Annotated in this window: 23 protein-coding genes; 14 read left to right on the top strand and 9 right to left on the bottom strand. The window is 58.8% G+C overall.

Annotation, left to right across the window (positions count from 1 at the left end):
* Positions 1-276: 276 nt before the first annotated feature.
* Entirely contained in the window at positions 277-1,989 is a 1,713-nt protein-coding gene (recJ, locus tag ABIE13_RS24095) for a single-stranded-DNA-specific exonuclease RecJ (RefSeq protein ID WP_354448249.1), read from the bottom strand.
* A gap of 12 nt (positions 1,990-2,001) precedes the next feature.
* A complete protein-coding gene (locus tag ABIE13_RS24090; RefSeq protein WP_354448247.1) occupies positions 2,002-3,009 on the bottom strand; it encodes a phosphoglycerate mutase in 1,008 nt (335 codons plus the stop codon).
* A 101-nt stretch (positions 3,010-3,110) separates the two neighbouring features.
* Here ABIE13_RS24090 and ABIE13_RS24085 point away from each other — a divergent pair, with 101 nt between their 5' ends.
* Entirely contained in the window at positions 3,111-4,373 is a 1,263-nt protein-coding gene (locus ABIE13_RS24085; protein ID WP_354448245.1) for a lipoprotein-releasing ABC transporter permease subunit, read from the top strand.
* Complete coding sequence (gene lolD, locus ABIE13_RS24080) at positions 4,366-5,076, top strand: lipoprotein-releasing ABC transporter ATP-binding protein LolD (protein WP_354448243.1); 711 nt, start codon at positions 4,366-4,368, stop codon at positions 5,074-5,076. Before ABIE13_RS24085 ends, lolD begins: the two co-directional genes overlap by 8 nt.
* Positions 5,077-5,174: 98 nt before the next feature.
* Here lolD and ABIE13_RS24075 read toward each other — a convergent pair whose 3' ends face one another.
* From ABIE13_RS24075 to ABIE13_RS24060, 4 genes are read right to left on the bottom strand one after another with little or no spacing between them, the layout of a single operon-like run.
* Complete coding sequence (locus tag ABIE13_RS24075; RefSeq protein ID WP_354448241.1) at positions 5,175-6,266, bottom strand: VWA domain-containing protein; 1,092 nt, start codon at positions 6,264-6,266, stop codon at positions 5,175-5,177.
* 40 nt (positions 6,267-6,306) lie between these two features.
* Positions 6,307-7,338: a DUF58 domain-containing protein gene (locus ABIE13_RS24070; RefSeq protein WP_354448239.1), complete on the bottom strand. Its 1,032-nt coding sequence runs from the start codon at positions 7,336-7,338 to the stop codon at positions 6,307-6,309.
* A complete protein-coding gene (locus ABIE13_RS24065) occupies positions 7,319-8,341 on the bottom strand; it encodes an AAA family ATPase (protein ID WP_354448237.1) in 1,023 nt (340 codons plus the stop codon). Before ABIE13_RS24065 ends, ABIE13_RS24070 begins: the two co-directional genes overlap by 20 nt.
* Positions 8,342-8,393: 52 nt before the next feature.
* Entirely contained in the window at positions 8,394-9,314 is a 921-nt protein-coding gene (locus ABIE13_RS24060) for a S1C family serine protease (protein WP_354448235.1), read from the bottom strand.
* Positions 9,315-9,457: 143 nt separating this feature from the next.
* Here ABIE13_RS24060 and ABIE13_RS24055 point away from each other — a divergent pair, with 143 nt between their 5' ends.
* Positions 9,458-10,291, top strand: a complete 834-nt coding sequence (locus tag ABIE13_RS24055; protein ID WP_354448233.1) for a TatD family hydrolase — start codon at positions 9,458-9,460, stop codon at positions 10,289-10,291.
* 43 nt (positions 10,292-10,334) lie between these two features.
* Here ABIE13_RS24055 and ABIE13_RS24050 read toward each other — a convergent pair whose 3' ends face one another.
* The gene (locus tag ABIE13_RS24050; RefSeq protein ID WP_354448231.1) at positions 10,335-11,456 is read right to left on the bottom strand and encodes an NAD(P)H-dependent flavin oxidoreductase; all 1,122 of its coding nucleotides are present in this window, start codon (positions 11,454-11,456) and stop codon (positions 10,335-10,337) included.
* A 213-nt stretch (positions 11,457-11,669) separates the two neighbouring features.
* Here ABIE13_RS24050 and ABIE13_RS24045 point away from each other — a divergent pair, with 213 nt between their 5' ends.
* The 3 genes from ABIE13_RS24045 to ABIE13_RS24035 are packed head-to-tail and all read left to right on the top strand — an operon-like array spanning position 11,670 to position 14,694.
* On the top strand, positions 11,670-12,632 hold the full coding sequence (locus ABIE13_RS24045; RefSeq protein ID WP_354448229.1) for a Bug family tripartite tricarboxylate transporter substrate binding protein: 963 nt from the start codon (positions 11,670-11,672) through the stop codon (positions 12,630-12,632).
* Positions 12,633-12,658: 26 nt separating this feature from the next.
* Positions 12,659-13,459: a GntR family transcriptional regulator gene (locus tag ABIE13_RS24040; RefSeq protein ID WP_354448227.1), complete on the top strand. Its 801-nt coding sequence runs from the start codon at positions 12,659-12,661 to the stop codon at positions 13,457-13,459.
* Between the two features lie 8 nt (positions 13,460-13,467).
* Positions 13,468-14,694, top strand: coding sequence for an iron-containing alcohol dehydrogenase family protein (locus tag ABIE13_RS24035; protein ID WP_354448225.1), 1,227 nt, complete (start codon positions 13,468-13,470; stop codon positions 14,692-14,694).
* A gap of 14 nt (positions 14,695-14,708) precedes the next feature.
* Here the strand turns inward: ABIE13_RS24035 and ABIE13_RS24030 are convergent, their stop codons facing one another.
* A complete protein-coding gene (locus ABIE13_RS24030; RefSeq protein ID WP_354448223.1) occupies positions 14,709-15,581 on the bottom strand; it encodes an esterase in 873 nt (290 codons plus the stop codon).
* A gap of 285 nt (positions 15,582-15,866) precedes the next feature.
* On the bottom strand, positions 15,867-17,096 hold the full coding sequence (locus tag ABIE13_RS24025) for an MFS transporter (RefSeq protein WP_354448221.1): 1,230 nt from the start codon (positions 17,094-17,096) through the stop codon (positions 15,867-15,869).
* Between the two features lie 91 nt (positions 17,097-17,187).
* On the opposite strand from ABIE13_RS24025, the gene ABIE13_RS24020 reads away from it, so the two are divergent.
* The 8 genes from ABIE13_RS24020 to ABIE13_RS23985 all read left to right on the top strand — a co-directional run bounded on the left by ABIE13_RS24020 (position 17,188) and on the right by ABIE13_RS23985 (position 25,368).
* A complete protein-coding gene (locus ABIE13_RS24020; RefSeq protein WP_354448219.1) occupies positions 17,188-18,147 on the top strand; it encodes a LysR family transcriptional regulator in 960 nt (319 codons plus the stop codon).
* A gap of 162 nt (positions 18,148-18,309) precedes the next feature.
* On the top strand, positions 18,310-18,813 hold the full coding sequence (locus tag ABIE13_RS24015; protein WP_354448217.1) for a MarR family winged helix-turn-helix transcriptional regulator: 504 nt from the start codon (positions 18,310-18,312) through the stop codon (positions 18,811-18,813).
* Between the two features lie 191 nt (positions 18,814-19,004).
* The gene (locus ABIE13_RS24010; protein WP_354448215.1) at positions 19,005-19,994 is read left to right on the top strand and encodes a Bug family tripartite tricarboxylate transporter substrate binding protein; all 990 of its coding nucleotides are present in this window, start codon (positions 19,005-19,007) and stop codon (positions 19,992-19,994) included.
* Between the two features lie 15 nt (positions 19,995-20,009).
* A complete protein-coding gene (gene hppD / locus ABIE13_RS24005) occupies positions 20,010-21,092 on the top strand; it encodes a 4-hydroxyphenylpyruvate dioxygenase (protein WP_354448213.1) in 1,083 nt (360 codons plus the stop codon).
* Positions 21,093-21,097: 5 nt separating this feature from the next.
* Positions 21,098-21,421, top strand: a complete 324-nt coding sequence (locus tag ABIE13_RS24000) for a YciI family protein (RefSeq protein ID WP_354448211.1) — start codon at positions 21,098-21,100, stop codon at positions 21,419-21,421.
* A 7-nt stretch (positions 21,422-21,428) separates the two neighbouring features.
* On the top strand, positions 21,429-22,616 hold the full coding sequence (locus tag ABIE13_RS23995) for a homogentisate 1,2-dioxygenase (protein ID WP_354448209.1): 1,188 nt from the start codon (positions 21,429-21,431) through the stop codon (positions 22,614-22,616).
* Entirely contained in the window at positions 22,613-23,635 is a 1,023-nt protein-coding gene (locus ABIE13_RS23990) for a fumarylacetoacetate hydrolase family protein (RefSeq protein ID WP_354448207.1), read from the top strand. Before ABIE13_RS23995 ends, ABIE13_RS23990 begins: the two co-directional genes overlap by 4 nt.
* Before the next feature lie 26 nt (positions 23,636-23,661).
* Entirely contained in the window at positions 23,662-25,368 is a 1,707-nt protein-coding gene (locus ABIE13_RS23985) for a GMC family oxidoreductase (protein WP_354448205.1), read from the top strand.
* Positions 25,369-25,380: the final 12 nt, after the last annotated feature.

Here is a 25,380-nt window from a genome sequence, read left to right as displayed (position 1 = left end):
GGCCGGGCGCCCGTCCGCAGGAGAGGGAGCAAAACCAGAAGGCCGCGGAGCAGGCCATTCCAGTGCACCCGCGGAGCTGGCTTTGCCAGGCCGCTAGGTGCGTCCCCCTCAGGGGGAAGGCGCGCAAGCGCCTGGCCGGGCGCCCGTCCGCAGGAGAGGGAGCAAAACCAGAAGGCCGCGGAGCAGGCCATTCCAGTGCACCCGCGGAGCTGGCTTTGCCAGGCCGCTGGGTGCGTCCCCTTGGGGGAAGGCGCGCAAGCGACTCAGGGGGGGAATTCAGTCCCCCGCGCCTTCAACCAAAAACCGCACACGCCGCACACCTTGCCATTCATCGGTTTCAAGCCGGAAAGCCAGCATGACGCGGGAGGGCAGGGGCGTGTTATGTCCAAACCAGATGCCGTCAACCGCCTGGCCTTGATGGCGTAGTTTCAGCGCCAGATGCTTCTCGCCCACAAGGCGCTGGCTTAGGACGTCCACCTCTTCACTGAAGACCGGCGGAGCAAAACCTTGGCCCCACACTTCACGGTGCAGGGTGTCGATCAAATCGGCTCGGCGGTATTCCGCAGCCAGCGGGCCGTCGGTGGCCAGGCGGCGGGTCAAGGTGGCGGCGTCCAGCCACTCGGCAGCTACTTTCTGCAACGCCTCATCGAAGATGTCGAAGTTCTCTTCTGTGATGGTGCACCCGGCGGCCATGGCGTGACCTCCGAACTTCACTAAAACGCCCGGATGGCGCTTGGCGATCAGATCTAGCGCGTCGCGCAGATGAAAGCCAGGTATCGACCGGCCAGAGCCTTTCAATTCGTGCTCATGTCCTGGCGCTCCGCTGGCAGCAAAGACAAAAGTGGGGCGGTGGTGCTTGTCTTTCAGTCGTGAGGCCACGATGCCCACCACACCCTCATGGAAGTCAGGGTCGAACACGCACAGCGCGGTGGGGGAGGATTGTTCATCTACTTCGAAAAGCGATTCAGCCACCTGCATGGCGTGCTCGCGCATGCCGCTTTCAATCTCTCTGCGTTGGCGGTTGATGCCGTCCAGCGTGGCGGCCAATTCAGCGGCGCGGCCAGCATCGTCGGTCATGAGCAGTTCAATGCCCAAGGTCATATCAGCCAGGCGGCCAGCGGCGTTGATGCGCGGCCCCAGGGCAAAACCGAAATCGAAGGTAGTGGCCTTGGCTGTACTGCGGCCAGCCACAGAGAACAAGGCGTCCAGACCTGCGGGCAACTGACCCGCGCGAATTCTCCGCAGCCCTTGCGCGACCAGACGTCGATTGTTGGCGTCCAGTTTCACGACATCGGCCACGGTGCCCAGAGCCACGATGGGCAGCAGGATATCGAGCTTGGGCTGGTTGTGGACATCAAAGGCGCCGCGCGCCCTGAGTTCAGCCCTCAGCGCAAGCAGCACGTAGAACATCACGCCTACCCCAGCGATGGATTTGCTCTCGAAGGTGCAGGCAGGTTGGTTGGGATTGACGATGACGTCGGCGGCGGGCAGCTCAGCACCCGGCAGATGGTGGTCCGTGATCAGAACTTTCAGGCCGGCAGCACGCGCGGCAGCGACGCCCTCCATGCTGGCAATGCCGTTGTCCACCGTGATCAGCACGTCGGCCTTGCGTTCAGCCACCCGCTTGGCAATGGGGGCTGTGAGGCCATAGCCGTCTATCACACGGTCGGGCACGAGGTAGTCGACGTCGGTAGCCCCCAATAGCCTGAGGCCACGCAAACCCACAGCGCAGGCGGTGGCGCCGTCGCAATCGTAATCGGCCACGATGCAAAGCTTCTGTTTGGCGGCAATGGCATCGGCCAGCAGGACAGCGGCCTCGCGCGTGCCCAGAAGATCAGAAGGGGGCAAAAGCCGAGCCAGGCTGGAGTCCAGCTCATCCTTGTGGGCTACACCACGGGCCGCAAAAAGGCGTGCCAGCAGCGGGTGTACACCCGCTTGCTCCAGCGCCCAGGCGGCGCGTGGAGGGATGTCGCGGATTTCTATCTTCATATGGTCAATCGTTCAGTCTTGATGCGGAGTGTCGGAAGGCCATAGACGGGCTAGCGCTCCGTCTAAATTCAATTTCGGCCGCTTGAAATATCCGTTGATTCGAGCGGCCAGGCCTGGCTGCAATGGGTTAAGGCTGAGGGCCCGTGCAGGACCGCAAAGGGTCAAGCGTACCTGGTGGCCGGCTTCAAGGGCGGCCAGCAGCCGTTGGCCCGAGTCGGCATCCAGCTCACGCCAGGCTTCATGATGGGCTGCTATGGCCTGGCTGAGTAAGGTGCCAGCCTGAGCCTGCTCAGCAAGGATCAAGCGGTTTTCGACGGCAACGTCTGGTCGAGGGGGATGGGGTTCGGACAGGACACCGGCTCCGGTGATCCACAGCGCGTTGATGGGCAATTGCCCTGCACTCTCTCGAGCGTCGTTGACTGGGTGGGTGTAGAGCAACATTTGGAGCTCGCTCTGCAGCCGCCGTAACAAGGCGGCATGGGCCGGCACCGGTGTGTTGGCCAACAAGCGGGGCGTCAGGCGGCGGCCCGTTGCGCGTGCCATGGACCACGTGGACAACTCGCGAAACATCTCACCTTGTGCCAGCCAGGCGTTGGGCATGACATACCGGACATCCATACCATCTTCCCGGAACAGAGGCTCAGCCGACGCCAATAAGGAGCGAGAGTGCTCTTCATCAAGCGCCAGCAAGGCACTGTCAGCCAGCAAGACATGGTCCATGCCCAATTGCCAGTGACAGGGGATCAACCACGCGCACGGCGTGCCGATGGTGTTTGTTTCAAGCGCTGCCCATGGAATCTTGCCGGGCTCAGAAGGCAGGTCCAGCGCGCGCGCTGTGGCCAATTCTGCTGGATCGCTTGGGTTGTTTTCGTCGCATTCGATGACGCTGTCCTGGCGCAGGCGGCGGAGCAGGGCATCCAGGTGGGGCAGGCGCGGCATCGCCTGTCGCTCATGACCCTGCGGAAGTGGGAACAGTGCGCCAGGAATGATCAGGTGCCGTAGCGGCTCTTGGGAAGACATAGGGTTGTATTGTCCGGGATGCCACAATGTCGCTTTTCCAACACCGGCCTTTGAGACCTTATCAAGTTAACAGGGGCCCGACGTTTCAACAAAGTTTGCTCATGCTTTTACGCGCGCCCTATGAACTACTGCTAGGTTGGCGATATACACGCGCTGGCCGAGCTTCTCGGCGCAACGGTTTCATCTCCTTCATCTCGGCAGCCTCCATGCTGGGAATCGCCTTGGGCGTGGCCGCCTTGATCATCGTCCTGTCGGTGATGAATGGTTTCCAGAAAGAAGTCACCGGCCGCATGCTGAGCGTCATCTCGCATATTGAGCTGTTTTCTCCGGACGGGTCGGCGCTGCCCGACCCCCAGCGCACGCTCTCAGAGGTGCGTGCCAATCCTGAGGTGATCGGGGCCGCTCCTTTTGTGGGTGCTCAAAGCTTGCTGGCCAGAGGCGAAGCCATGAAGGGTGCGCTCATTCGCGGGGTGAGCCCGGAGATGGAACCTCAGGTGACGGATATCGCGGCTCAGTTGAAAGATACCGCCCTCAAAAAATTGGTGCCTGGCGAGTTCGGCATCTTGCTGGGCAGCGATCTGGCGCGCAGCCTGGGGGTCACTGAAGGTGATCAGGTCACGCTGATTGCGCCCAGTGGCCAGGTGACTCCCGCGGGCGTGGTGCCACGCCTGAAGCAGATGACCGTGGTGGGGACATTCAACTCGGGTCACTATGAATATGACTCGGCGCTGGCCATGTTGCACATTGAAGATGCAGAGCGCATTTTTCGGCTGGAAGGGCCTACGGGCATCCGCTTGAAATTGCGTGATCTGAACGAGGCCAGGCAGGTGACGGATCAGCTCGCGGGCACGGTGAGCGGCAATTTGCTGCTCCTGGACTGGACGCGCCAGAACCGCACCTGGTTTTCTGCCGTTCAGCTTGAAAAACGCATGATGTTCATCATCCTGACCTTGATCGTTGCGGTGGCTGCATTCAATCTGGTCAGCACCTTGGTCATGACTGTGCAGGACAAACGTGCGGACATCGCCATCTTGCGAACCTTGGGTGCAAGTCCCCGGAGCATCATGGGCATATTCGTCGTACAGGGCGCCATGGTTGGTGTGATTGGCACGCTGGGCGGTCTCGCGCTGGGGCTTTTAATTGCCTTCAATATCGATGTGATCGTGCCCGCACTTGAAAGCCTGTTCCGTGCCAGCTTTCTGCCCAAGGACATTTATCTCATCAGCAGCATGCCGAGCGACCCGCGGCAGAGCGACATTTTGCCCATTGCAGTGATTTCCCTGATTTTGTCCTTTGTGGCGACTCTCTACCCCAGCTGGCGCGCCAGCCGTGTCAACCCTGCTGAGGCGCTGCGCTATGAATAATGGATCTGCTGCTCGAACCTTGAGCGCGCATGGCGGGGCCGTCCTGGAAGCCAAAGGCCTCTCCAAGAGATTTCATGAAGGCCCGCTGGATGTCACGGTATTGCAAGGGGTAGATCTCTCCGTCAAGGCCGGTGAAACGCTGGCCATTGTGGGGCAGTCCGGCTCCGGAAAAAGTACCTTGCTGCACATGCTGGGCGGGCTGGACGCACCCACCTCCGGCGCTGTGCGCCTGATGGGGCAAGATTTCAGTAGCTTGTCTGCGTCCGCGCAAGGCACTCTGCGCAACCGGCATCTCGGATTCATCTACCAGTTCCATCATTTGCTTCCGGAGTTCAGCGCACTTGAAAATGTGGCCATGCCCCTGTGGATCAGGCGCATGCCAAGAGCGCAGGCGGCAGAGATCGCTGAGCAGGTGCTGGTACAGGTTGGACTCAAGGACCGCTCCCATCATCGCCCGTCCGAACTATCAGGCGGAGAGCGACAGCGGGTGGCCATTGCACGCGCACTGGTCACGCAGCCTGCTTGCGTTCTGGCGGATGAGCCTACCGGCAACCTCGACAGAGTCACAGCTGACACGGTTTTTGAACTCATGCTGCGCTTGGCGCGCGAACACGGCACGGCCTTTGTGATGGTCACTCACGACGAATCCCTGGCTGCCAGGTGCGACAGGCTTGTGCGCCTCGAGCGTGGCAAGGCGGACTAAGGCGGCTAGGTCTGGAGTTTGGTGGCATTACGCCGTGAAGCAGGTGTGCAACTCCTGCTTGCCCTGCGCTTGGCGCCAATGCCGCTGACGCGGGAGCCTTACAAAATCCGATTGAACCAAAGCATGGAAAGTCCGCCGGCCAACAGCGCTAATACAGCAGCGGCAAGGGCGAACAAGGCAGAGACTTCTGTTTCCTTTTTCTCTATGGTCAGGCGGCTGCTGAGGGTTTCGTAGACTTTCTTCAGGTCTGCTGCGGTGCCGGCGTAGAAATAGTCTGCCGCCGTGCGCTGAGCAATACCCTTCAGGGTCGCTTCATCCAGCTTCACACGCATGGACCATCCTTCGAAGCCAATGGTCTCACCATCCACCGTGCCGATGCCCACCGTGTATACACGCACGCCCCGGTCGGCGGCCATCTTGGCTGCTTCGAGAGGGTCCACCCCGGTCGTGCGCTGTCCGTCGGTCAGCATGATGATGGCCGCAGACGTGTAGGAGCCAGGCGCCACAGGAACAAATTCATTGACCTTGGGCGGCGCCTGGTCCAGAGAGCGGCCAGTGCCGCGCATGCGGTCAAAGCTGAGTTGTTGAAGTTCAATGCCTGCATCGGGAAACAATGTGGCCAATGAAATGACAATCGCGTTCCCGGTAGCGGTGGCGCGTTGCAATTGAAAACGGTCAATTGCCGTGACAAGGTCCTCCCGGTTCACGGTGGGCAGCTGGGCCACCTGTGCTGAACCTGCGAAGGCCACCACACCCACTTTGACATTGCGGGGCAATTCCGTCAAAAAGGCCTTGGCTGCATTCTGAGCCGCGACCAGCCGGTTGGGCTCCACGTCCGTGGCCCTCATGCTTCCTGAAACATCCATCGCCAGGATGATGGTTTGCTGGTTGGAGGGCAGGGCCACCACGGCGACGGGCCGCGCACTGGCCAGCAGCATCAGAGTCAGTGCAAGCAACAGGAGCAAAGGCGGTACATGGCGGCGCCAGCCAGGGCCTTTTCCCATGGCTTCCTTGACGATGGACAAGCTGGCGTAACGCACTGCCATCTTTTTCTTCCGCCTCATCAGCCATACGTAAAGAAGTATGAGCAGGGGCAGCACCAGCAGCAGCCACAGAAACTGCGGCCACAGGAAGTTTGGCTGGGGTATGCCAGCAGGCCAGCGCCAATCGGTGAGCCAGGACGGATTCATGATCGTTCAGTTCCGTTAATGCATTTTGCGTCAGTTCATCTCAGGCCGCGCGGCTCAGATGGCGCGGCAATCCAGCTCCCGAAGAGAGTCGGGTGCGCTGTTTGCGTAGTTCGGTAAAGCGCACAACGGCGTCTACCAAATTCCCATCTGTAGACAGCTCCAAGGTGTCAACTCCAATACGCGCAAGCGCAGCCCGCAGATCCGCTTCGCGTTGCGCGGCGATAGATGCAAAACGCTTGCGAAAGCTGGGGTTGTGGGTGTCGACCAGGACCTGTTCACCCGTTTCAGCATCGCGCAGGGTGAGCAAGCCCAGGTCCGGCAGGTTGAGTTCAAGAGGGTCCAGAAGGCGCACAGCGACCACTTCGTGGCGGATGGCCAGTTGCGCCAGCGGCTTTTCCCACCCAGGTTCACTGATGAAATCCGACACTACAAAAACTGTGGACCGGCGTTTGATCACGTTGGCACCGGCTCGAAGCAGATCATCAAGGCGGGTCGAGCCCCCTGCATTGACAGTCGCCTCCTGAGTCGCTGCGGCTTCCCGGTTCAACATCAAATTCAGCAGGTGCAGCACGTGGCGCCGTCCGGCACGGGCAGGGATCACGGCATCGACGCCCGTACCGTATAGCAGGGCGCCTACTCGGTTTCCGTGGCGTGTAAGCACCCGCGCCAGAACCGTGACGAACTCAGCCGACACATGGTGTTTGCGCTGAAGGCCCGAGCCAAAGTCCACCGAGGGGCTCAGGTCCAGCAAGAACCAGGCGGCCATCTCTCGATCTTCGGTGAACACCCGCACGTGGGGGCTGTCCATGCGTGCGGTGACATTCCAGTCAATATGGCGCACATCGTCGTGGTGCTGGTACTCCCTAAGATCCGCCAGATCGAGACCGCTGCCGCGCATCAAGGTGCGGTAGTCGCCTTGAAGGAGTCCATCGAGCCTGCGGATCACGGACCACTCAAGACGGCGCAGCACATGTTCCGCGTCGGGCGCGCCCGTCTGCCCCTTCGAGGGCGACGGGTTGGGCACCGCATGCGGTACGGGTTGCTTTGGGCCTCTACGCCACCAGTTTTTCATGCTGCAAAGGCTTGGGTGGTGGAGGGACCTTCGCCATGACCCGGATGATGATGTCGTCTGCCGAAAGTCCTTCGGAAAGCGCTTCATAGGACAGCACCAGACGATGGCGAAGTACATCGGGTACCAGGTCACTCATGTCTTCCGGCAGGGCGTAACTGCGGCCTCGCAGCAATGCCAGAGCGCGCGCGCCTTCGGTCAGATTGATGGTGGCCCGGGGGCTGGCACCAAAAGTAATCATGGGCGCCAGATCCTTCAGCCCGACGTTGGCCGGGCGGCGCGTGGCAGACACCAGTTTGACCGCATATTGCACCAGTGAGGGGTCTACATAGACCTGCCGGCATTCGCGCTGCAAAGCGGCCAGCTGATCAGTGGTGCCCACAGCGGTGGGTTCGACCCGAGGCCCGGTGACCCGCTGGACAATGACAAATTCCTCTTCGTCGGTCGGGTAATCCACCAACACCTTCATCATGAAACGATCTACCTGCGCCTCAGGCAGAGGATACGTGCCTTCGGTCTCTATGGGGTTTTGCGTGGCCATCACCAGGAAGGGCTGTGGCACGAAATGCGTCTGGCCAGCGATGGTGACCTGTCTTTCCTGCATCACCTCCAAGAGCGCGCTTTGCACTTTCGCCGGAGCGCGGTTGATCTCATCAGCCAGGAGCAAGTTGGTGAACACCGGCCCTAGTGAAGTGGAGAAGTCGCCGGTTTTCTGGTTATAGATGCGGGTGCCTACCAGGTCGGCCGGCACCAGGTCAGGCGTGAACTGTATGCGCTTGAACTGTCCGCTCAGTGTCTGCGCGAGTGTCTTGACAGTGAGCGTTTTAGCCAGGCCTGGCACGCCTTCCACCAGTAAATGCCCGCCAGCCAGCATGGCCACCATCACCCGTTCCAGAAAGCGATCCTGCCCCACCACCACGCGCTTGACTTCGTAGAGGATCTGCTCCATCAGTTCTGCCGTTCCAGGGCTCTGGGTAAAGGCGGAGGGGCTGGGTACGCTTTCCATGAAAATCTCTTTCAATCAAACGAAAAATGACTCTTGCACCGACATCGGGCGGCTAAAACGGAGGCTGCCCTGCGGCGGCGGCGGCGTTTTCAATAGGGACAGCAAAGCCTATGCCAATGAATGTGCGCGCTGAGGTAGGGTTGAGGATGGCCGTCACGATGCCCACCACCTGACCATCCATGGTAACCAGGGGGCCGCCGGAATTTCCCGGGTTGGCCGCAGCATCGAACTGAATAAGGTTTCGCATCATCTGGCCACCTTGCGGTGACTTGAATCCCCGGCCCAGGCCAGAGACCACGCCCGCTGATACGGAAGGGCCAATAGAGAACGGAAAGCCCACGGCGACCACCTGATCGCCAGGCTGAAGGTCGTTGGTGGAGCGCATGGTCGCGGGCTGGAGATCGTCCGGAATCTTCTGTGCTCGCAGCACCGCCAGGTCATTTTCGGCCTGGTAGTTGACCACGACCGCGGGGCTTTCAAAACCGTCTGCGAAGGTAACTTTGAGGGTTTCCGCCCCCTGAACGACGTGCAAATTGGTCAAAATCGTGCCGTCTTCGATGATCACGACGCCAGAACCAACGCCCTGTTCGACATCCGGCTTGCCCTTTTTTCCGGCCACATAGCCTTCAACGCGGACGATGGAGGGAGCCACCGTAGCGGCCGCGCTGGCGGCGGGCGAAGGGAGAACTTGCGTGGTCAAGGTATGCATCACGGCCGCATTGATGTCATCTTGCGTCAACTGCCTGGGGCCGTTTCTGAGAGACATGCTCAATGACAAGGCCAGCATGACACCCAGAGTGCCAATGGCTAGCCACAATGTCCGAGGGTGATTGAGCGCACGCAGCACGCGCTGCCGCCGTGATGGCGCCAGCTCTACCGGCGGAGCATCAACCGGATGACTCTCGGCCAGGGCGTCGCTGGGCTCAGGCGCCCGGCTGGGGGTTGAACGACTGTAAAGCGCGGTCCTTCGCATATTGATGCACCGTGGCTAGAAGCTGAAGCAACACAGTACCACGGTTCAATCAGTTGCGCACTGCATGTTGCAGCGCGGCAAGCATCTTCAGCTAGTTCAGTCGCCACACACCTGCAGATATTTCTTGGGGCATGATGGCACTCATGTACGCTTGGATCGATACCCATTGCCATCTTGATGCACCGGAGTTCAGAAATGACCTGGATTCGGTGCGCGCAAAAGCCGCGTCCGTCAAGGTCTCGAAGTGCATCATTCCGGCGGTAGAAGTGGCCACATTCGAAGATGCACGCAGCGTGGCGCACCGTTTTGGTGATTTTTATGCGCTGGGTATTCACCCTTTGTATGTGGAGCGCGCTGCCCCTGATGATCTGACAAGGCTTGACGAATCACTGAGCCTGCATGCGCAAGATCCTAATCTGGTCGCAGTGGGGGAGATCGGGCTCGACTACTTCGTTCCCGAGCTCAATGAACCTGCGCTCAAGGCCAAGCAGGAGCGGTTCTACCGGGAACAGTTGAAATTGGCGCGTAGTCATGCATTGCCTGTCATTCTCCATGTGCGCCGCTCGGTGGATGCCGTATTAAAAGGCTTGCGTGGCATTGAAGTGCCTGGGGGAATTGCCCACGCCTTCAATGGCAGCCAGCAACAGGCGCAGATTTTCATTGATATGGGTTTCAAGCTCGGATTTGGCGGCGCTGTGACATACGAACGCGCCACGCGACTGCGTGAACTTGCCGCGACCCTGCCAATTGAGTCTCTTGTGCTTGAGACGGACGCCCCGGACATTCCGCCGCACTGGCTCTACGCCACTGCGCAAGAGCGCAACGACGGCAAGCCCCAAGGCCGGAACGAACCGGGCGAACTGCCAAAAATCGCAGCCGTCATCGCCGAATTGAGAGGGATTTCCGAACAGGAGCTCATGGCGCAAACCACCCGCAATGCGTTGGCTGCCATTCCTGGCCTCGCCAGATTTTCTTGACCAATCATGGGTGCAGCTGCCTGAGCTGCCGCCAGCTCTTCGTTCAGGCGTTTTCCAAACCGGTGGCCAGAGGCATCTGCTCGACCGTAGTGACAAATTCTTCCAGTATGTCCTGGATAACCTGCCGGACCGAGCTTTCGTTGTTGATGGTACCCACGATCTGCCCGACTGGGCAAGTCATGTAGTCCAGCGCCCGGGCACGGTCAATGCGCAGGCGCGCTTCTGCATTCAGCACGTTTTGCCAAGGCATGGGCAAGGTGGCTGGCGCGTCGGGCTGCACCCAGGCTTCCGTATATTTGCTGCGCAACATTCGGCCGGGCTTGCCTGTTTTTGAACGCGTTTGAACGGCATCTTCCGACCTGGCCTTGTAGAGCAGCTGCTTCATTTCATCGGTCAGGTCGCTTTCGCGCGTGCCGTGCCAGATGGAGCCGCACCAGATCCCCTGGGCGCCCAATGCAAATGCCGCTGCCATGTGCCTTCCGCGTCCAATGCCGCCGGCGGCCAGCACTGGGATCGGGGCCACTGCATCCACCACCTCCGGCCACAACACCATGGAAGAGACGACACCCGTATGACCTGCGGCTTCGGAGCCTTGCGCGATGAGAATGTCCAGGCCTGCTTCCTTGTGCTTCAGAGCGTGTTGCACCTTGCCTGTCATCGCCCCGACCTTGATGCCATGGGCGTGGAGTCGATCAAGAATATGACGGGGTGGCGAGCCCAGTGCGCTCACCACCATTTTGATATTGGGATGGCGCAGCACGACTTCCAGCAGTTCATCTGCGAACTCGGGGGTCAGGTGCATCTGCGCCAGCTCGTCATTCAAAAGGCGATCGCGCTCCGACTCAGGCAAGTGAGGAATGCCCGCATCGTCCAGCAGTTTCTTCTGCCACGCAACGTGTGCCTGCGGGAGCTTGTCGAAACTGAGCGGCTCTCCCACGGTCTCGAACTTTTGAGGCAGGAGCATGTTGATGGAGTAGGGCTTGCTGCCCACCTGCTCATCTATCCAGCTGAGTTCGATCTCCAATTGTTCAGGCGTGTAGTAGGCCGTGCCGAGGCATCCCATTCCACCTGCGCGCGTGATCTCGGATACCACGTTTCGGCAGTGGGAAAAACCGAATACCGGGATCTCGATTCCCAACATTTGACATACGTTGTTGTGGTTCATGGTGATGAAAAAGGGTATGAGGAGAAACGATGAGAAAGCAGCTCATCTTGAGAAGGATGCTTGATGATACAATAAAACATCAATGCGGTGAACGGTGTTGTTTGTCTGTGCTTTGGCCTCTGCGTCATTCATGGACAGGCACCGCGAGGTGATCACCAAATTGCTCACGGATCGATGGATTCGTTTTTCCCGGAGACAAAAAAAGGAGACTTCATGCGTTGGAAGACATGGCTGGCTATAGCCGCCACATCCGCAGTTGCCTTGTATGCAATTCCTGCATCGGCGCAATCCACTCAGGTCACACGCTTCGTGTCGGGCAGCACACCGGGTGGCGGCGTGGACACTCTATCCAGGGTGCTCAGCGATTCCATGGCCGCATCAATGGGTCGGACCATCATTGTTGAAAACAAGCCAGGGGCGGGCTACACCATTGCCACTGACCATGTTGCCAAGTCCAAGCCGGACGGCAACACCGTGCTGATTACCTTCAACGTTCAGCCGACCTTCGGCTTGGTGGGCTCCAAGCTGTCATTCGACCCTGTCAAGGATTTCCGGGCCGTCGGCATGATTGCAACCACGCCTTATGTGATCGTGGCCAATCCCAACCTGCCGGGCGCGGATCTCAAACAGGCCCTGGCCTTGGCCAAAACACAGGGCCGCTCACTGACCTTCGGCTCCATCGGCCTCGGTACCCCTCAACATCTGATGATGGAACGTCTGAAAGCACAGACCGGTGTGGACATCCGAATGATCCATTACAAGGGCGTCAGCGCCATGATGGATGTGATTGGAGGCACTGTGGATTTCAGTTTGTTGACGCCATCTTCCAGTGAGGCGCAGGTCAAGAACGGCCGATTGAAAGCGCTGGCAGTGAGCAGTCCCAACCGCTTGCCCGAACTTCCCAATGTGGCCACGGTGGCAGAGCAGGGCTACCAGGGCTTTATCAGTGACGGCTGGTACGCGATGATGCTCCCTGCCAAGACACCCCCAGCCATCGTGCAGGCGTACAACAAGGCGCTGAACGAGGCGCTGGTGCAGCCTACCGTGCGTGACCGCATGCGCGCACTGAACGCCACCCCCGCGCCAGGTACGCCGGAGGTATTGGATCAGCTTATCCGCGATGATGCCAAGACCTGGCGCAAGGTCATAGAAGACAACAAGATCAAGGCCGAGTAGGCCAACACAGCGTTGTTGGATCTGCCATGCCATCCCCAACCGTTGTGCGTGCCGCTCCCCAGTTCACACCGGGTGCAACCGCTCTCTACGCGCAGTTGGCCAGTGTGCTCCGCAACCAGATCCTCAGCGGGCAATGGGCAGATGGTGAGGAAATCCCCAGCCTGCAGGAACTGGTTGATCGATATGGCGTTGGCCGTGTAACGGTTCGGCAATCCGTGCAGATACTCGCGGATGAGGGCTTGCTCTCAAGTCAGCGAGGGCGTCGCACCTTCGTAATCTATAGCCCACAGGCTGCTCAGGTCGATGTGGCGGGCAGGCCACTTTTCACGTCCGTCGCTTCGATGGAGCATCCATCGCCTCTCTACGGTGTGGCCTTGCTCTCACGGGGCCGTTCGGAAAGGCTTCCACCCGCCAGGTGGCAAGTGGGGCGAGACGAGGGTCCTTATACACACGTTCGAAAGCTTGATCAGATAGATGGCTCGCCTTACGGACTGTCCTCGGTGCACGTGGCTGAGGATATCTATGATCGTTTTCCTAAAGCGGCTGAAGAGTCAGAGAAACTGATTCAACTGGTGCGCAAACATGCCGAGTCTGTGAGCCTGGCGAAAGAGCGCGTGACCGTCATGCCCATGGATTTTGATGCTGCAGCAGCGCTAGGCTACCGAATGGCAGCGCCGGCTGCCCGAGCCGAGCGAATTCTCTGCGACGCTTCGGGTCGTGTGATCTATTTCGGTGTCACGATCTATAGAGGCGATCGCTTCGGCCTGGACCGTGATCTGTTTGAATACTTCGCCCAAGACGCTCCTGGGTCGGGGCAGAAAAAATAGTTTTCGTTATGCACGCACAATCTTCATCTTTCCCAGTAGCAGCACCAGCACCAGATTCAGGCTTGAGCGACAGTCTGGCTTTTCAGCACGCGCCAGCGGCTCAGCGGCTATTTTGCGGTGCCGACAGCCTGGGTAATTTGGGCCGTGAGCTGGATCGCTTGGGGTGCTCCCGCGCTGTCATCATTTCGGGGTCATCACTGCATCGTGATCAGCTCGCCTCCCAGCGCTTGCGAGATGCGCTGGGACATAGGCTGGCAGGCTGGATACCGGGAACTGTAGAACACAGCCCCGTGCCTGCAGTGCTTGAGATCGCCAGGGAGCTGGAGCGCCTGCAGGCCGATGCCGTGATTGCCGTGGGGGGAGGCTCTGCCATTGTCACAGCGCGGGCTGCGAGCATCCTGCTCGCCGAAGGGGACGACGTCCACCGCCTTTGCTCCCAGAAAGACGCTGGTGGCAAATGGATTAGCCCGCGGTTGACGCAGCCCAAGTTGCCGCAACTGGTGGTGCCGACGACGCCCACCACAGCTTGTGTCAAGGCGGGGAGCGCTGTGCTGGACCCCGTCAGCGGTTTGCGTCTTGCGCTCTTCGATCCCAAAACACGCGCCCAAGCGGTGCTCATCGACCCCAAGCTGGTGGCTTCTGTGCCTGCCTCTCTCGTACTGAGTTCCAGCATGAACACCTTGGCCATGGCAGTGGAAGGGCTGGAATCCCCACAGGCCAATCCTTTCTCTGACGCCTTGCTCATGCAATCGCTGCGCATGCTGTCCGAGTACTTGTTGCCCGGCATGAGTGGCCATACTTCGGGCCGCTGCGAACTCGTGGTGGCTGCAGCGCTGTGTGGGCAGGGCACCGACTTCGGCGGCGCCGGGCTGGCTTCAGTACTGGGTCATGCCATAGGCCACAAGCATGGGGTGGCCAACGGCTTGGTCAATGCGATTGTGTTGCCCCATACCATGCAGTTCAATGCTCCGGCTACCGGTCACGGTGCACCCCATATCGCCATCGCCCTGGGCGCGGCCAGCCAGCCAAGGCCGGATGTCAAGGATGCAATAGACCGCGTTGTATCTTTGCTTGAAAAACTCCCACTGCCCAGGCGATTGCGTGACGTTGGCATCGAGCAAGCTGCTCTGGGCGCCATTGCGGAAGATGCACTGAGCGACTGGTTTCTACAGCGCAATCCTCGGCGTGTCACTTCCTCGCAGGAGGTGTTGGACCTGCTTCATGCCGCGTGGTAAGGCAAGTTGAGCACTTACTTCGCAATATGGCGATCCAGCCAGTCGGCCAACCAGGCGCCGATCTTCAAGCTGTGTTTATCTTGCATGAGCATGTGAGATGCTCCAGGCAAGCCTACATCGTTGAGTACGACGACTTCCGCTTTCGCGCCAGCCCGGTTGGCAACACTCGCGAATTCGCGGCATGCCTTAAGCCGGCCTGCCCAACGTTCATGTTGGTCTACATAGTCTCCCCAAAGCACGAGTATCGGCATACCTTTATAGATACTCATATCGTCGCTCGCTTTCGGACATGCGCCGGGTTCAATAGACACGATGCCTGCAATACTGCGCTGGTCAATGCTTGCTGCCTCGAAAGGGTAAATGCCTGACTGCGAGTGGCTTACAAGTACCGCACCATTGAGTTTGCGCGCCAGTTCAGACAGTGCTGGTACCGTAGGGTTGGGGGTGGGTAAAGCCCTCGACCAGTCTGGGACCATCTGCTTCCAGAACTCTGCTTGAGCTTCCAGAGGAAATTGCATGCCTGGAAAGACCTTGGGATACTCTGGGCCGAATCTGAAGATTTGCCAGGCACTTTCTTGGCCGGCACCGAAGACATCAGGCAATTTGTCAGACCCAGCACGACCGCTCTTGACTTGCACGATGGCCGACGTATCAGCCGCCGACCGACCTCGAGATGCTTGGTCAACCACGTAGGTCGGAAACCCTCGACGCACGAAGAATTCATCCCAACCCATGCGTCCATCTGGTGTGGACTCCCAAGTCTTTCCACTGAGGCAGCATCCGTGGACAAGTACCAGTGGTTTGCGTTGCGCTGCAACCGGCACCTGGTAGTGCACGTATATCTGGTCTACCGTAATGGTGCCTGTCGGGGGGAAAAACCCAACCATTGCCAGATCATTCGATTTTACGTTTCGCCCGCCGACAAAAAAACTACCCTGGCTGGCGATGGTGAGCGGATCGGAGGCCAAGGGGGCTTTGGTAGCTGCACAACCAACAAGAACCAAAGCCAACGCCATGACGGCAAAAAAAGAACATAAGCGGCGCACGTTGTCTCCTTCTGTTTGAATATTTCCGAACGAATACTCACTGATGGAGCCACCTAAGTACATGTTCGAATCCGCAACTCTGTTTTGCAGTTCATTGAACAGGGCCGGTCCCCGGTCCTTCTCAGTTCATCGTGGCGTTCTCAGCCGGACAATGAGGGCCAGCAGTGCACTCACGGATGCGAGGCCCGTCACGGACATCCATCCAAACCTGGAAAACAAAGTGGCCGCCAATGCGGACCCTATGGCCATGCCAATGAACATTCCTGTGAAAAGTACCGCATTGAGTCTGCTGCGTGCATTCGCGTCAATGCCGTAAATGATGGTCTGATGGGCGATTAATGATGCTTGTATCCCCATATCAAAACCCACGGCGCAAACCACCAACAGCCACAGTTGTGAGTTTGAACTCATAAGTGGCGCCAGCCCCATAGCGGCGAAGAAGACGAACACCACTCCTGCGCCCAAACGTGTGACAAGCGGGGCGCCATAGCGGTCTGCGATACGCCCGGCAACGGGGGCAGCCAACGCGCCGGCAGCTCCTGCCAAGCCGAAAGCTCCGGCTGCGGCGGCACCTAGGTGAAACGGCTCACCGTGCAACATGAGCGCAAGGGTGGACCAGAAAGCGCTGAAACCAATAGACAACAAACCTTGCGCCCAGGTCGCTCTGCGAAGCGTTCCATGTTGCTGCCACAGCGAACCCAGGGAGCGCAACAGGGCGAAGTAGGGCATTTGAGTCGTGGCCTGAAAGCCTGGCAGCCGACGCCACGCAGCCAAACCTACAAATCCGATGCTCGCCGCTGCCGCCGCAAACATCGCTCTCCAACCCCAATGCTCAGCGACAAAGCCGCTCACCACGCGCGAAAGCAGAATGCCCAGCAAGAGGCCAGTCATCACGGTTCCTACTATTTTGCCGCGCTGCGACTCCGGCGCCAGAGTGGCGGCCGCTGGAACTATGTCCTGGGCCATCGTGGCGGCCAGACCTATCACCAGGCTGGCTGCCAGCAGTGTTGGGAGGGAAGGAGACAGCGCTGCCAGCAGCAAGGCCGCAAACAATATGGCGGCTTTGGCCAGAATGATCTTGCGCCGATCGTGTCGGTCACCTAAAGGAGCGAGAAAAAAGATGCCCAGGGCATAGCCCAACTGAGTCAACGTAGGCAGGAGCCCCACCGCCTGCGCCGACGCGCCTATATCGTCCCCCACAACCCCCAACATCGGCTGGCTGTAATAGATCGCTGCGACGGCCAGGCCGGCACCGCTGGCCAGCAGAAAGGTCAGGGACAGGGGCAGTCCGGCAGCCGAGGCGAGATGGGCCGGATCGGTGGCGGGCTTGAGCAGTGGAGTATCGGTTTTTGACATGCTGCCAGCTTAATATTTGCGAATAATTAGTTGAATATATTAAAAATGCAACGTAGTATTGCGAATTACGCAAAAATAGACCCAAGTATTGATGGACAAACTTCAAGCCTTGCGCGCCTTGGTGAGCGTGGCCGAAGCTGGGGGCTTTTCCAAAGCCGCGCGGCAACTCGGCGTGGCTACCTCATCGATTACCCGCTTGATAGACAGCCTGGAAGACTCACTTGGAACAGCCCTGCTTACCCGGTCCACCCGCCGCGTTACGCTGACGGACGCCGGTGCCGCCTATCTTGAGCAGGTGAGCAGGGTGCTCTCTGATCTGGATGAGGCCGACGGCAGCGTGTCGGACACCGGTGCCGAAGCGGTGGGGCCCTTGCGGGTATCGCTGCCGGCGACCTTTGCGCGCCTGCAACTGAGCCAGCATTTCACAGGTTTTCTGCGAGATAACCCGCGTGTCTCTCTAGACGTTGTGTTGTCTGATGCGTACATTGATTTGGCAACCGAGCGAATTGACGTGGCAGTCCGAATCGGAACGCCGTCATCTCAGCCCCAACTCATTGCTCGAGTGTTGGTGGAGCATCACCGATACGTGGTGGCCAGCCCTTCGTATTTGAAGCGCAATGGGACGCCCGTACGACCTGAGCAATTGGCGGGCCATGAGTGCCTGCGCTTCAACTACCAGGTGGGGCCACAACGCTGGTCTTTCCTGTCTCCAGAGCAGGAGAGCTGCCATGTCGAAGTTCAGGGGCGTTTGGCCGCAAACAGCTCCGACATCCTTCGTGAGGCCGCACTGGACGGACTTGGCATAGCCTTGCTGGCGGAGTGGCTGGTCCGCGAGGATGTACAGGCTGGCCGCTTGAAGCGGCTCTTTGCTGGCTATGAGATCAATCCCCAGGAGCAGAACACCTGTGTCTATGCTGCGTACCTGCCTAACCGCCGCCATTCGAGAAAGGTCCAGGCTTTTCTGGAATTTCTTCAGACGCATTTGACGAAAGCAGGGCGCGTTGACCCAGACGAGCCTCAACGGTCCGAGAACCAGCGGATTCAAGCTTGAAAGAGTCCCTTTATTTCCAGCACGCGCCAACAGCTCGACGGCTGTTGCGGCGCGGCTTAATCTCTGTCCTGTGAGTGGACACGGCAACTCCGCCCATGCGTTGTGGTCGCTGCGGACGAATGGGCTACAGTCCACGAAGTTATCCGCCACACTTGTTTCGACATGACCCTTTCCCGCAATCACGTTTTGCCCGACGGAATCCTTCGACTGGATGATTGGCTTCCCTATCAGTGCTCGGTCATCACGAACCGGGTGAGCTCCATGCTCGCTCGAATGTATTTCGAGGAGTTTGGAATTGGCGTAGCCGAATGGCGTCTGGTAGCGAATCTTGGGTCTTTTTCACCGATGTCTGCCAAGCAGCTTTCCGAAACTACCGCCATGGATCAGGTAAGCGTGACGCGAGCATTGAATCTGCTGGTAGAAAAAAAACTGGTATCGCGTCGTGTTGATGGCAAAGACCGTCGAAAGGTGGTGCTGCGCCTGACCAAATCTGGAATTGAAGCTTACGGCCGTGTTGTCCCATTGGCTCAAGCCATCGAACGTGAGCTGACGAGCACTCTCACGCCGGAAGAGCTCGAAACGGTGCACTCGGCCATGAAAATTCTGGTCGTTCGTGCCAACGTTGCACTCGACAACAACCGCGACTGGCGAGAACTCTTGGCCTAGAAGATTGTTCAAGCCTCTTTGTTGAGGCGAGCTTTTAGGCGCGCCGTCGAAAACTCCAGAGAAATCGTGTGGCCAAAATTGATTTCTTAAAGAAACAGTTTCTAAATGAAATGAATTGATGTAGCATCACGCTTGTCGGTGGGTCGTCCTGCTCACCGAAGAACAATATTCCTCGATCGAAGGAGACAAGCATGATTCAACGTCGCGATTTTCTGGCTGCTCTTGCCTGCTCGATGGCTGCGCCTGCGATATTGGCGCAGACGCAAGCCCAGACCACAATCTCAAAACCTGCACGCTTCATACTGGGCTTTCCTCCTGGCGGATCGCTAGACAGCATTGCGCGCTTGCTGTCTGAGCGCATAAAGGGCAGCTATGCCCCAGTGGTATTGGTTGAGAACCGATCGGGGGCAGGTGGCCGAATCGCGATGGATTACGTCAAGGCTGCAGAGCCGGACGGTAGTGTCGTAGTGATGGCCCCCGCGTCCGTCATGGTGATATATCCCCACGTTTACAAGCGTCTTTCTTATGACGCTTTCAAAGATTTCACGCCTGTCTCCACCCTCTGCACGTTTCAATTTGGTTTCAGTGTGGGGCCAGCCGTGCCCGCTGAGGTTCGAACCATCACTCAGTTTGCGCAATGGTGCAAAGCAAACCCCGCTCAAGCCAGCTTTGGCTCCCCGGGGGAGGGGACGATGGCGCATTTTGCTGGGATCATGGTCGCCAAAGCTGCTGGCATCGAACTTACCCATGTTCCGTACAAGGGAGGTGCTCCGGCGATTCAGGATGTGGTCGGTGGGCAGATTGCCGCTTCAGTCAACGTATTGAGTGAGCCCCTGCCGTTTGCGAAGGAGGGTCGAATCAGAGTGCTGGCTACTACAGGTGCCGCCCGATCCTCCTATCTGCCTGAAGTACCGACCATGCGAGAAGCCGGTTTTCGCGATTTCGACATACAGGAGTACTTCGCTGCTTGGGCACCCCCAAAAACTCCACCGCGCTTGGTCAATGCGCTGGCCGAGCAAATCCGTGCGGCGGTGGCTACTAAAGAATTGCAGGAGGCCTACGCGTCCCGCGCCTTCCAACCCGTTGTAAGCGGTCCAACTGAATTGAGTGCCATGGTTCGCGCTGACTTCGAAAGGTGGGCCCCTGTCGTGAAGTCGACCGGTTTTTCCCTGGAGAGCTAAATGAAGGAGCAGGCTATGGCCCAACAAAAACGTGTTTCGGTGCTTGGTACGGCATTCATGGAGTTTTCAAGCCCAGAACCGCAAGCGCTGATCGATGTACTGTCGCGGATGGGTTTTCGCAACGTCGCCCGGCACCGCGAAGGCCAGGGCGTGCTGATGCGTCAGGCCTCAGTCGATTTCCTGGTGAGCACTGATCCAGCCGGTCACGGCAGGAAATTTGCCGCAGTTCACGGACCTTCGTGTGCTGGCATGGCTTTCCGTGTTGCCGATAGTGCATCTGCCATGGAACTGGCCCGCGTGCGTGGTGCAAAGCCTCTTGGAACTGCGCCCTCATCCTTGCTGCCGTCGTGCGCCCTGGAGGGCATTGGCGGAAGCGCGTTGTACTTGGCTGACGAGAATTCCCTCGCGGAGCTCTATTCGCAACTGGACTTCGATCCAGCAGCGGTGGAGGCAGTAGATAAGGACTTGACTCCATTCGTCAGGGTAGACCATGTGACGCATTGCGTTCGACCTGGAAACATGGCGCAATGGGTCGACTTCTACAAGAACATCTTCGGCTTCGAGGAGGTGTTCAAGTTTGTGGCCGGAGATGCCAACAACGGATTCGACACCATCGCAGTGCGTGATCCGGAGAGCACCGCTTGTGTGACTTGCCTGGAACCCATGGGGCGTGCGTCGCAGATACAGGAGTTCATGGACGAGTACAACGGGGAGGGCATTCAACACATCGCCCTGCTCAGCGACGATTTGTATGGAAGTACCGAACGCCTTCTGGCCAGCGGCGTGGAATTCCTCCCAACGCCAGCGGCTTACTACGACTTGCTGGAAGAGCGTCTTCCTGGCCATGGTGAAGACGTCTCGAGAATGAAGTCTCTTGGAATGCTTCTGGACGGCGCAGCCACTGGCGAGAACCCGGATGAGCGCGCTCGCTTGCTGCTACAGATTTTCACACGCAAGATGGTAGGCCCCATCTTCTTTGAAGCAATTCAGCGCAAGGGAAACAAGTCCTTTGGCGAGGGAAATGCGGTGGCACTGTTCGAAGCGATCAAACGCGAGCAACAGATTGATGGCGTCGAGGCCGATGTTGCCAGGTCCTGAGAAATATGGCCTGGCTTATACGTTGCACTTACCGCCCCGGCGGAGCTGCTGAGCGCCTTGGCGTTCGAGCGAGTCACATTCGCTACATGCTGGAGTGGCTGCCTCAAACCGTGTTTGGTGCAGCCATGCTGGATGAGACGGAGCGGACGCCAAAAGGTATGGTTGTGGCCCTCAATGTCACTGCGCGGGAGCAAGCCCAGCACTTCATCGACCACGAGCCCTACTTTTGTGCGGGGCTTTTCGAGATGGTTGAGCTGACTCCCCTTATCCAGATGACACCACCCCAAACACCTGATTTTCTCCTGCGCGAACTTCAAAAATCTCAGTGAGTTTTGCATGAATAAACCTATCACTATCCCAATGCGGGCCGGCATAGCATCCCGACAGGCCCATGCTGATCTGCCTCCTGGCACCTACGAGCGAGAAATTGGGCGGGAAGGCTTTAGCGGCCAGGCTACCCACATGTATCACCTCCACGCACCGACAGCATGGCTGCGCTGGGACGGCCCTCATCGACCACGTGCCTATGACCTGAACCGGATGGACACTGCGGCTTCGGGCTTGATGAATTGCCCCCTCGATGCCCCGCTGGTCGCATCCAATCAACATATGCGATTGCGTTGCTGGAAGACTGAAGAGCCTATGTCTCATCTTGCCCGCAATGCTGACGGCGATGAACTGATCTTCCTCCATGCGGGTGGCGGGCACTTGTATTGCGACTATGGTCACTTGTTATTGCGGGATGGCGATTACCTCTTGCTGCCACGCGGCACGGCCTGGCGTTTCGAACCCACGTCTAGTTCGTTTCTTCTGCTGATCGAAGCCACGGGTGATAGTTTCCAACTGCCCGATCGCGGGATGCTGGGTGAACATGCGCTGTTTGACCCTGCGGTACTGGATGTTCCCCAACTAGATGCCGAGTTCATCGGGCAGCAAAACAATGCCGCCAGCAGCCGTGAATGGGCGGTCCGCATTCAGGCTCGGCACCGCGTGTCCACCCTGGTATATCCACACAATCCCCTGGATGCAGTGGGCTGGAAGGGCACACTGGCTCCTGTCAGGCTGAACTGGCGTGACATCCGGCCAGTGCTGAGCGCACGCTATCACGTTCCGCCGTCGGCGCACACGACATTCTTAACGCAGCGTATGGCCATCTGCACCTTCTGCCCGCGCCCAGCAGAGACAGACCCCGGCGCGTTGAAAGTGCCTTTTTTCCATTCCAATGACGACTACGACGAGCTGTTGTTCCTGCATTCTGGTCAGTTTTTCAGCCGTGACGGCATGGGGCCAGGAATGTTCACGTTTCACCCGGCTGGATTCCCCCATGGCCCGCATCCCACAGCCTACCGCACCAGCTTGACGAACCCGCGTACTGAGTTTCATGAGGTTGCCATCAATATCGACTTGCGCGATCCGCTGGACATTGCCCCTGGCATGTCGAGCTGCGAACGCACCAGCCATGCAGACTCCTGGAACGGCTACCTGGATAGGGCAGATCATCAACTTGGGCAGGTCGTGGCATGAGGCTGGCAACGCGTGAGAATGGGTGCCGTGACGGCCAACTGGTGGTGGTCTCCAAAGACGCCAGGCGATGCCTGGCTGTACCCGAGGTCGCACCTACCCTGCAGAGTGCATTGGATGATTGGGAAACAGTGCGTGGGCACCTTGAAGTTGCCAGCAAACGCCTTGAGGCCGAGCCGGACTTGGGCCTTTCGCTGGAGCTGACGTCGCTCATGGCTCCGCTGCCACGCGCATTTCAATGGGTGGATGCCAGTGGATACCTTTCACACATGGAGCGCGTGCGCAAGGCCCGTGGTGCTGAGATGCCGCCGTCGGCTCGCATTGAGCCTGTGATCTATCAAGGCCTTTCAGACCGAAACCTATCGTGGTGCGAAGATATTCCGTCTGACGCTTCCTGGGGCACGGACCTGGAGGGCGAAATTTCGGTGATCACTGGAGATGTGGGGCCTGCGCCGACCTCGAAAGAAGCGCTTGAACAGGTCAGGCTTTTAATGCTTGTCAATGATGTGTCACTGCGAGCCCTGATTCCGGCTGAACTTCAGAAGGGCTTCGGTTTTTTCCACAGCAAGCCTGCCAGCGCGTTCGGCCCGTTTGCCGTTACTCCCGATGAGTTGGGTGATAGCTGGCGCGATGGCCGTCTCTTTGGCCGACTGAAGGTAGAAGTCAACGGGGAGGTCCGAGGGGATTTGCGCACAGGGGAGGATCAAGACTTCAGTTTCGCCGACATCCTGCAATACGCCACCCGCACGCGGGGACTGAGCGCGGGAAGCATAGTCGGCGCGGGTACCGTGTCCAACCGTGATTCCAGCCGCGGCGTTGCCTGCATCGCAGAGCAGCGCATATTGCAACAACTAGCAGGGGCGCAGGCCGAGAGCCTGACGAGATATCTGCTCCCAGGCGACACCGTGACCTTGTCCTTCAGTCTGGACGATGGCAGGGAAGTGTTTGGCCGGATTCATCAAATGGCGGTCGCGGCGAAGGAGGCGCGACGTCGGCCTCGCTTTTTGGATTCGCGGGCCTGAACCCCTTCTGACAGGTTGTCGAACAGATGAATCCGCAGCATTTCGATTATGTCGTCATCGGCGCGGGGGCGTCGGGCTCAGTAGTGGCCGGCCGCCTTGCAGCTGACGGTGCGCGAAGGGTACTACTCATCGAAGCTGGTCAGGATATTCCGCCCCACGCAGTGCCCCGATCAGTTTCGAACCCTTTTCCCGTTTCCTACGGCGTGGCGTCTTACACCTGGCGCGGATTGACCGCTGCCGTAGGCCCTGATAGAGGGGCAGGGCGCGGGCGCTTCACTCGTCCATACTTTCAAGGTCGGATCGTCGGCGGCGGCTCCAGTATCAACGGCATGTTTGCGCAACGTGCGCTACCGTCGGATTTCGACGAGTGGGTGGCGGCCGGTGCGCATGGATGGAGCTGGGATGAAGTATTGCCCCACTACCTTCGCTTTGAACGCGACCTTGACTTCGATGGACCGCTCCACGGGCAGGATGGACCTATCCCCATCAGGAGGCAGCAGGAAAATCAGTGGTCTGGTTTTGCCCACGGATTCGTAGCCGCGCTTGAATCTCAAGGTCTGCCTTACTACGCCGATGTGCACTCAAATCATGGAGAGGGTGTCTCTGCAGTCGCAATGAACAACACAGTAGATCGTCGTGTCTCTGCGGCAGACGGTTTTCTCGATCGCGCGGCGCGCGAGCGCGGGAACCTGACGATCGTTGCGGACAGCGTGGCGGAAAGAGTGCTTTTTGATGGGCGCAAGGCGACAGGCGTTCGGGTGCAAACACCATCGGGAGTGGTGGACTTCAGCGGCGACGAAATAGTGCTCTGTTGCGGTGCGGTGCACTCACCAGCGCTTTTGATGCGCTCGGGCATTGGCGACGCGCAGGCGCTGCGCGATCTTGGAATAGAAACGGTGGAGGATTTGCCCGGTGTGGGCCGGAACCTGCAAAATCATGCAGGCTTTCATTTGGCCACCTATCTCGCCAGAGGTTCAGCACAGTCTGCCGACGTTCAAGCGGCCGGTCAGGCGCTTGTGCGGTTCTCATCGAACAACGATGATTGCCCGCCCATGGATATGTATGCGTTCGCTGTGGCCCGTTCCGCCTGGCATCCGCTCGGAAGAAGAATTGGTGCATTGAGCTTCTGTGTGCAAAAGCCTTTTTCGAAGGGGACGGTGGAACTGGTGTCGCCCGAAGCGGCCATCATGCCTCGTGTAGATTTCAACCTGCTATCCGATCCGCGGGATTTCGCGCGCATGGTCCAAGGTGTCGAGTTCTGTCTCAGGCTGCTTGCATCGCCCTTGCTTTCGCAACATCTCCAGGAAGTTTTCATACCCAATGGAGGCCAGGCGAATGCGCTCAACCAACCTTCGGCGCTGAACTGGAGCAAGGCCTGGATTGCCAGCCGATTGTTCGAACTCGGACCGACTGTGCGCCGCTCTCTATTGGGCGATAGCATCGTGAACCCTTCCTCTCTTGCCGGAAACCGCTTAGAAGTGGAACGCCTGGTTCGCGAGCATGCGGCCGGTGTTCACCACCCGTGTGGCACCTGCAAGATGGGGACCGAAGAAGATGCAGAGGCTGTACTGGATTCCCAATGCCGTGTCCGGGGTTTGACTGGATTGCGCGTTGCCGACGCGTCTGTGATGCCGAGCATCGTCCGCGCCGGAACGCATCTAACTGCTCTGATGATCGGCGAGAAAGTGGCCTCGATGCTTGTCGACAAAAGGCAATCGGCCACGAAGGGGTGAACGAGAGCCTCA

This window comes from Ottowia thiooxydans (assembly GCF_040548795.1).
Lineage (GTDB): Bacteria > Pseudomonadota > Gammaproteobacteria > Burkholderiales > Burkholderiaceae_C > Ottowia > Ottowia thiooxydans_A.
The sequence above is the reverse complement of the archived record's forward strand: the minus strand, read 5'-3'. Positions and strand labels throughout refer to the sequence as shown.

Excerpts from the sequence above, each read along its gene's own strand:
- ABIE13_RS24055 (WP_354448233.1), top strand. The coding sequence starts at position 9,458 with ATGTACGCTTGGATCGATACCCATTGCCATCTTGATGCACCGGAGTTC.
- ABIE13_RS24045 (WP_354448229.1), top strand. The coding sequence starts at position 11,670 with ATGCGTTGGAAGACATGGCTGGCTATAGCCGCCACATCCGCAGTTGCC.
- recJ (WP_354448249.1), bottom strand. The coding sequence starts at position 1,989 with ATGAAGATAGAAATCCGCGACATCCCTCCACGCGCCGCCTGGGCGCTG.
- ABIE13_RS24060 (WP_354448235.1), bottom strand. The coding sequence starts at position 9,314 with ATGCGAAGGACCGCGCTTTACAGTCGTTCAACCCCCAGCCGGGCGCCT.
- ABIE13_RS23995 (WP_354448209.1), top strand. The coding sequence starts at position 21,429 with ATGAATAAACCTATCACTATCCCAATGCGGGCCGGCATAGCATCCCGA.
- ABIE13_RS24010 (WP_354448215.1), top strand. The coding sequence starts at position 19,005 with ATGATTCAACGTCGCGATTTTCTGGCTGCTCTTGCCTGCTCGATGGCT.
- ABIE13_RS23985 (WP_354448205.1), top strand. The coding sequence starts at position 23,662 with ATGAATCCGCAGCATTTCGATTATGTCGTCATCGGCGCGGGGGCGTCG.
- hppD (WP_354448213.1), top strand. The coding sequence starts at position 20,010 with ATGGCCCAACAAAAACGTGTTTCGGTGCTTGGTACGGCATTCATGGAG.
- ABIE13_RS24050 (WP_354448231.1), bottom strand. The coding sequence starts at position 11,456 with ATGAACCACAACAACGTATGTCAAATGTTGGGAATCGAGATCCCGGTA.
- ABIE13_RS24040 (WP_354448227.1), top strand. The coding sequence starts at position 12,659 with ATGCCATCCCCAACCGTTGTGCGTGCCGCTCCCCAGTTCACACCGGGT.
- ABIE13_RS24090 (WP_354448247.1), bottom strand. The coding sequence starts at position 3,009 with ATGTCTTCCCAAGAGCCGCTACGGCACCTGATCATTCCTGGCGCACTG.
- ABIE13_RS24015 (WP_354448217.1), top strand. The coding sequence starts at position 18,310 with ATGACCCTTTCCCGCAATCACGTTTTGCCCGACGGAATCCTTCGACTG.
- ABIE13_RS24025 (WP_354448221.1), bottom strand. The coding sequence starts at position 17,096 with ATGTCAAAAACCGATACTCCACTGCTCAAGCCCGCCACCGATCCGGCC.
- ABIE13_RS23990 (WP_354448207.1), top strand. The coding sequence starts at position 22,613 with ATGAGGCTGGCAACGCGTGAGAATGGGTGCCGTGACGGCCAACTGGTG.
- ABIE13_RS24020 (WP_354448219.1), top strand. The coding sequence starts at position 17,188 with ATGGACAAACTTCAAGCCTTGCGCGCCTTGGTGAGCGTGGCCGAAGCT.
- ABIE13_RS24000 (WP_354448211.1), top strand. The coding sequence starts at position 21,098 with ATGGCCTGGCTTATACGTTGCACTTACCGCCCCGGCGGAGCTGCTGAG.
- ABIE13_RS24085 (WP_354448245.1), top strand. The coding sequence starts at position 3,111 with ATGCTTTTACGCGCGCCCTATGAACTACTGCTAGGTTGGCGATATACA.
- ABIE13_RS24075 (WP_354448241.1), bottom strand. The coding sequence starts at position 6,266 with ATGAATCCGTCCTGGCTCACCGATTGGCGCTGGCCTGCTGGCATACCC.
- ABIE13_RS24065 (WP_354448237.1), bottom strand. The coding sequence starts at position 8,341 with ATGGAAAGCGTACCCAGCCCCTCCGCCTTTACCCAGAGCCCTGGAACG.
- lolD (WP_354448243.1), top strand. The coding sequence starts at position 4,366 with ATGAATAATGGATCTGCTGCTCGAACCTTGAGCGCGCATGGCGGGGCC.
- ABIE13_RS24070 (WP_354448239.1), bottom strand. The coding sequence starts at position 7,338 with ATGAAAAACTGGTGGCGTAGAGGCCCAAAGCAACCCGTACCGCATGCG.
- ABIE13_RS24035 (WP_354448225.1), top strand. The coding sequence starts at position 13,468 with ATGCACGCACAATCTTCATCTTTCCCAGTAGCAGCACCAGCACCAGAT.
- ABIE13_RS24030 (WP_354448223.1), bottom strand. The coding sequence starts at position 15,581 with ATGGTTGGGTTTTTCCCCCCGACAGGCACCATTACGGTAGACCAGATA.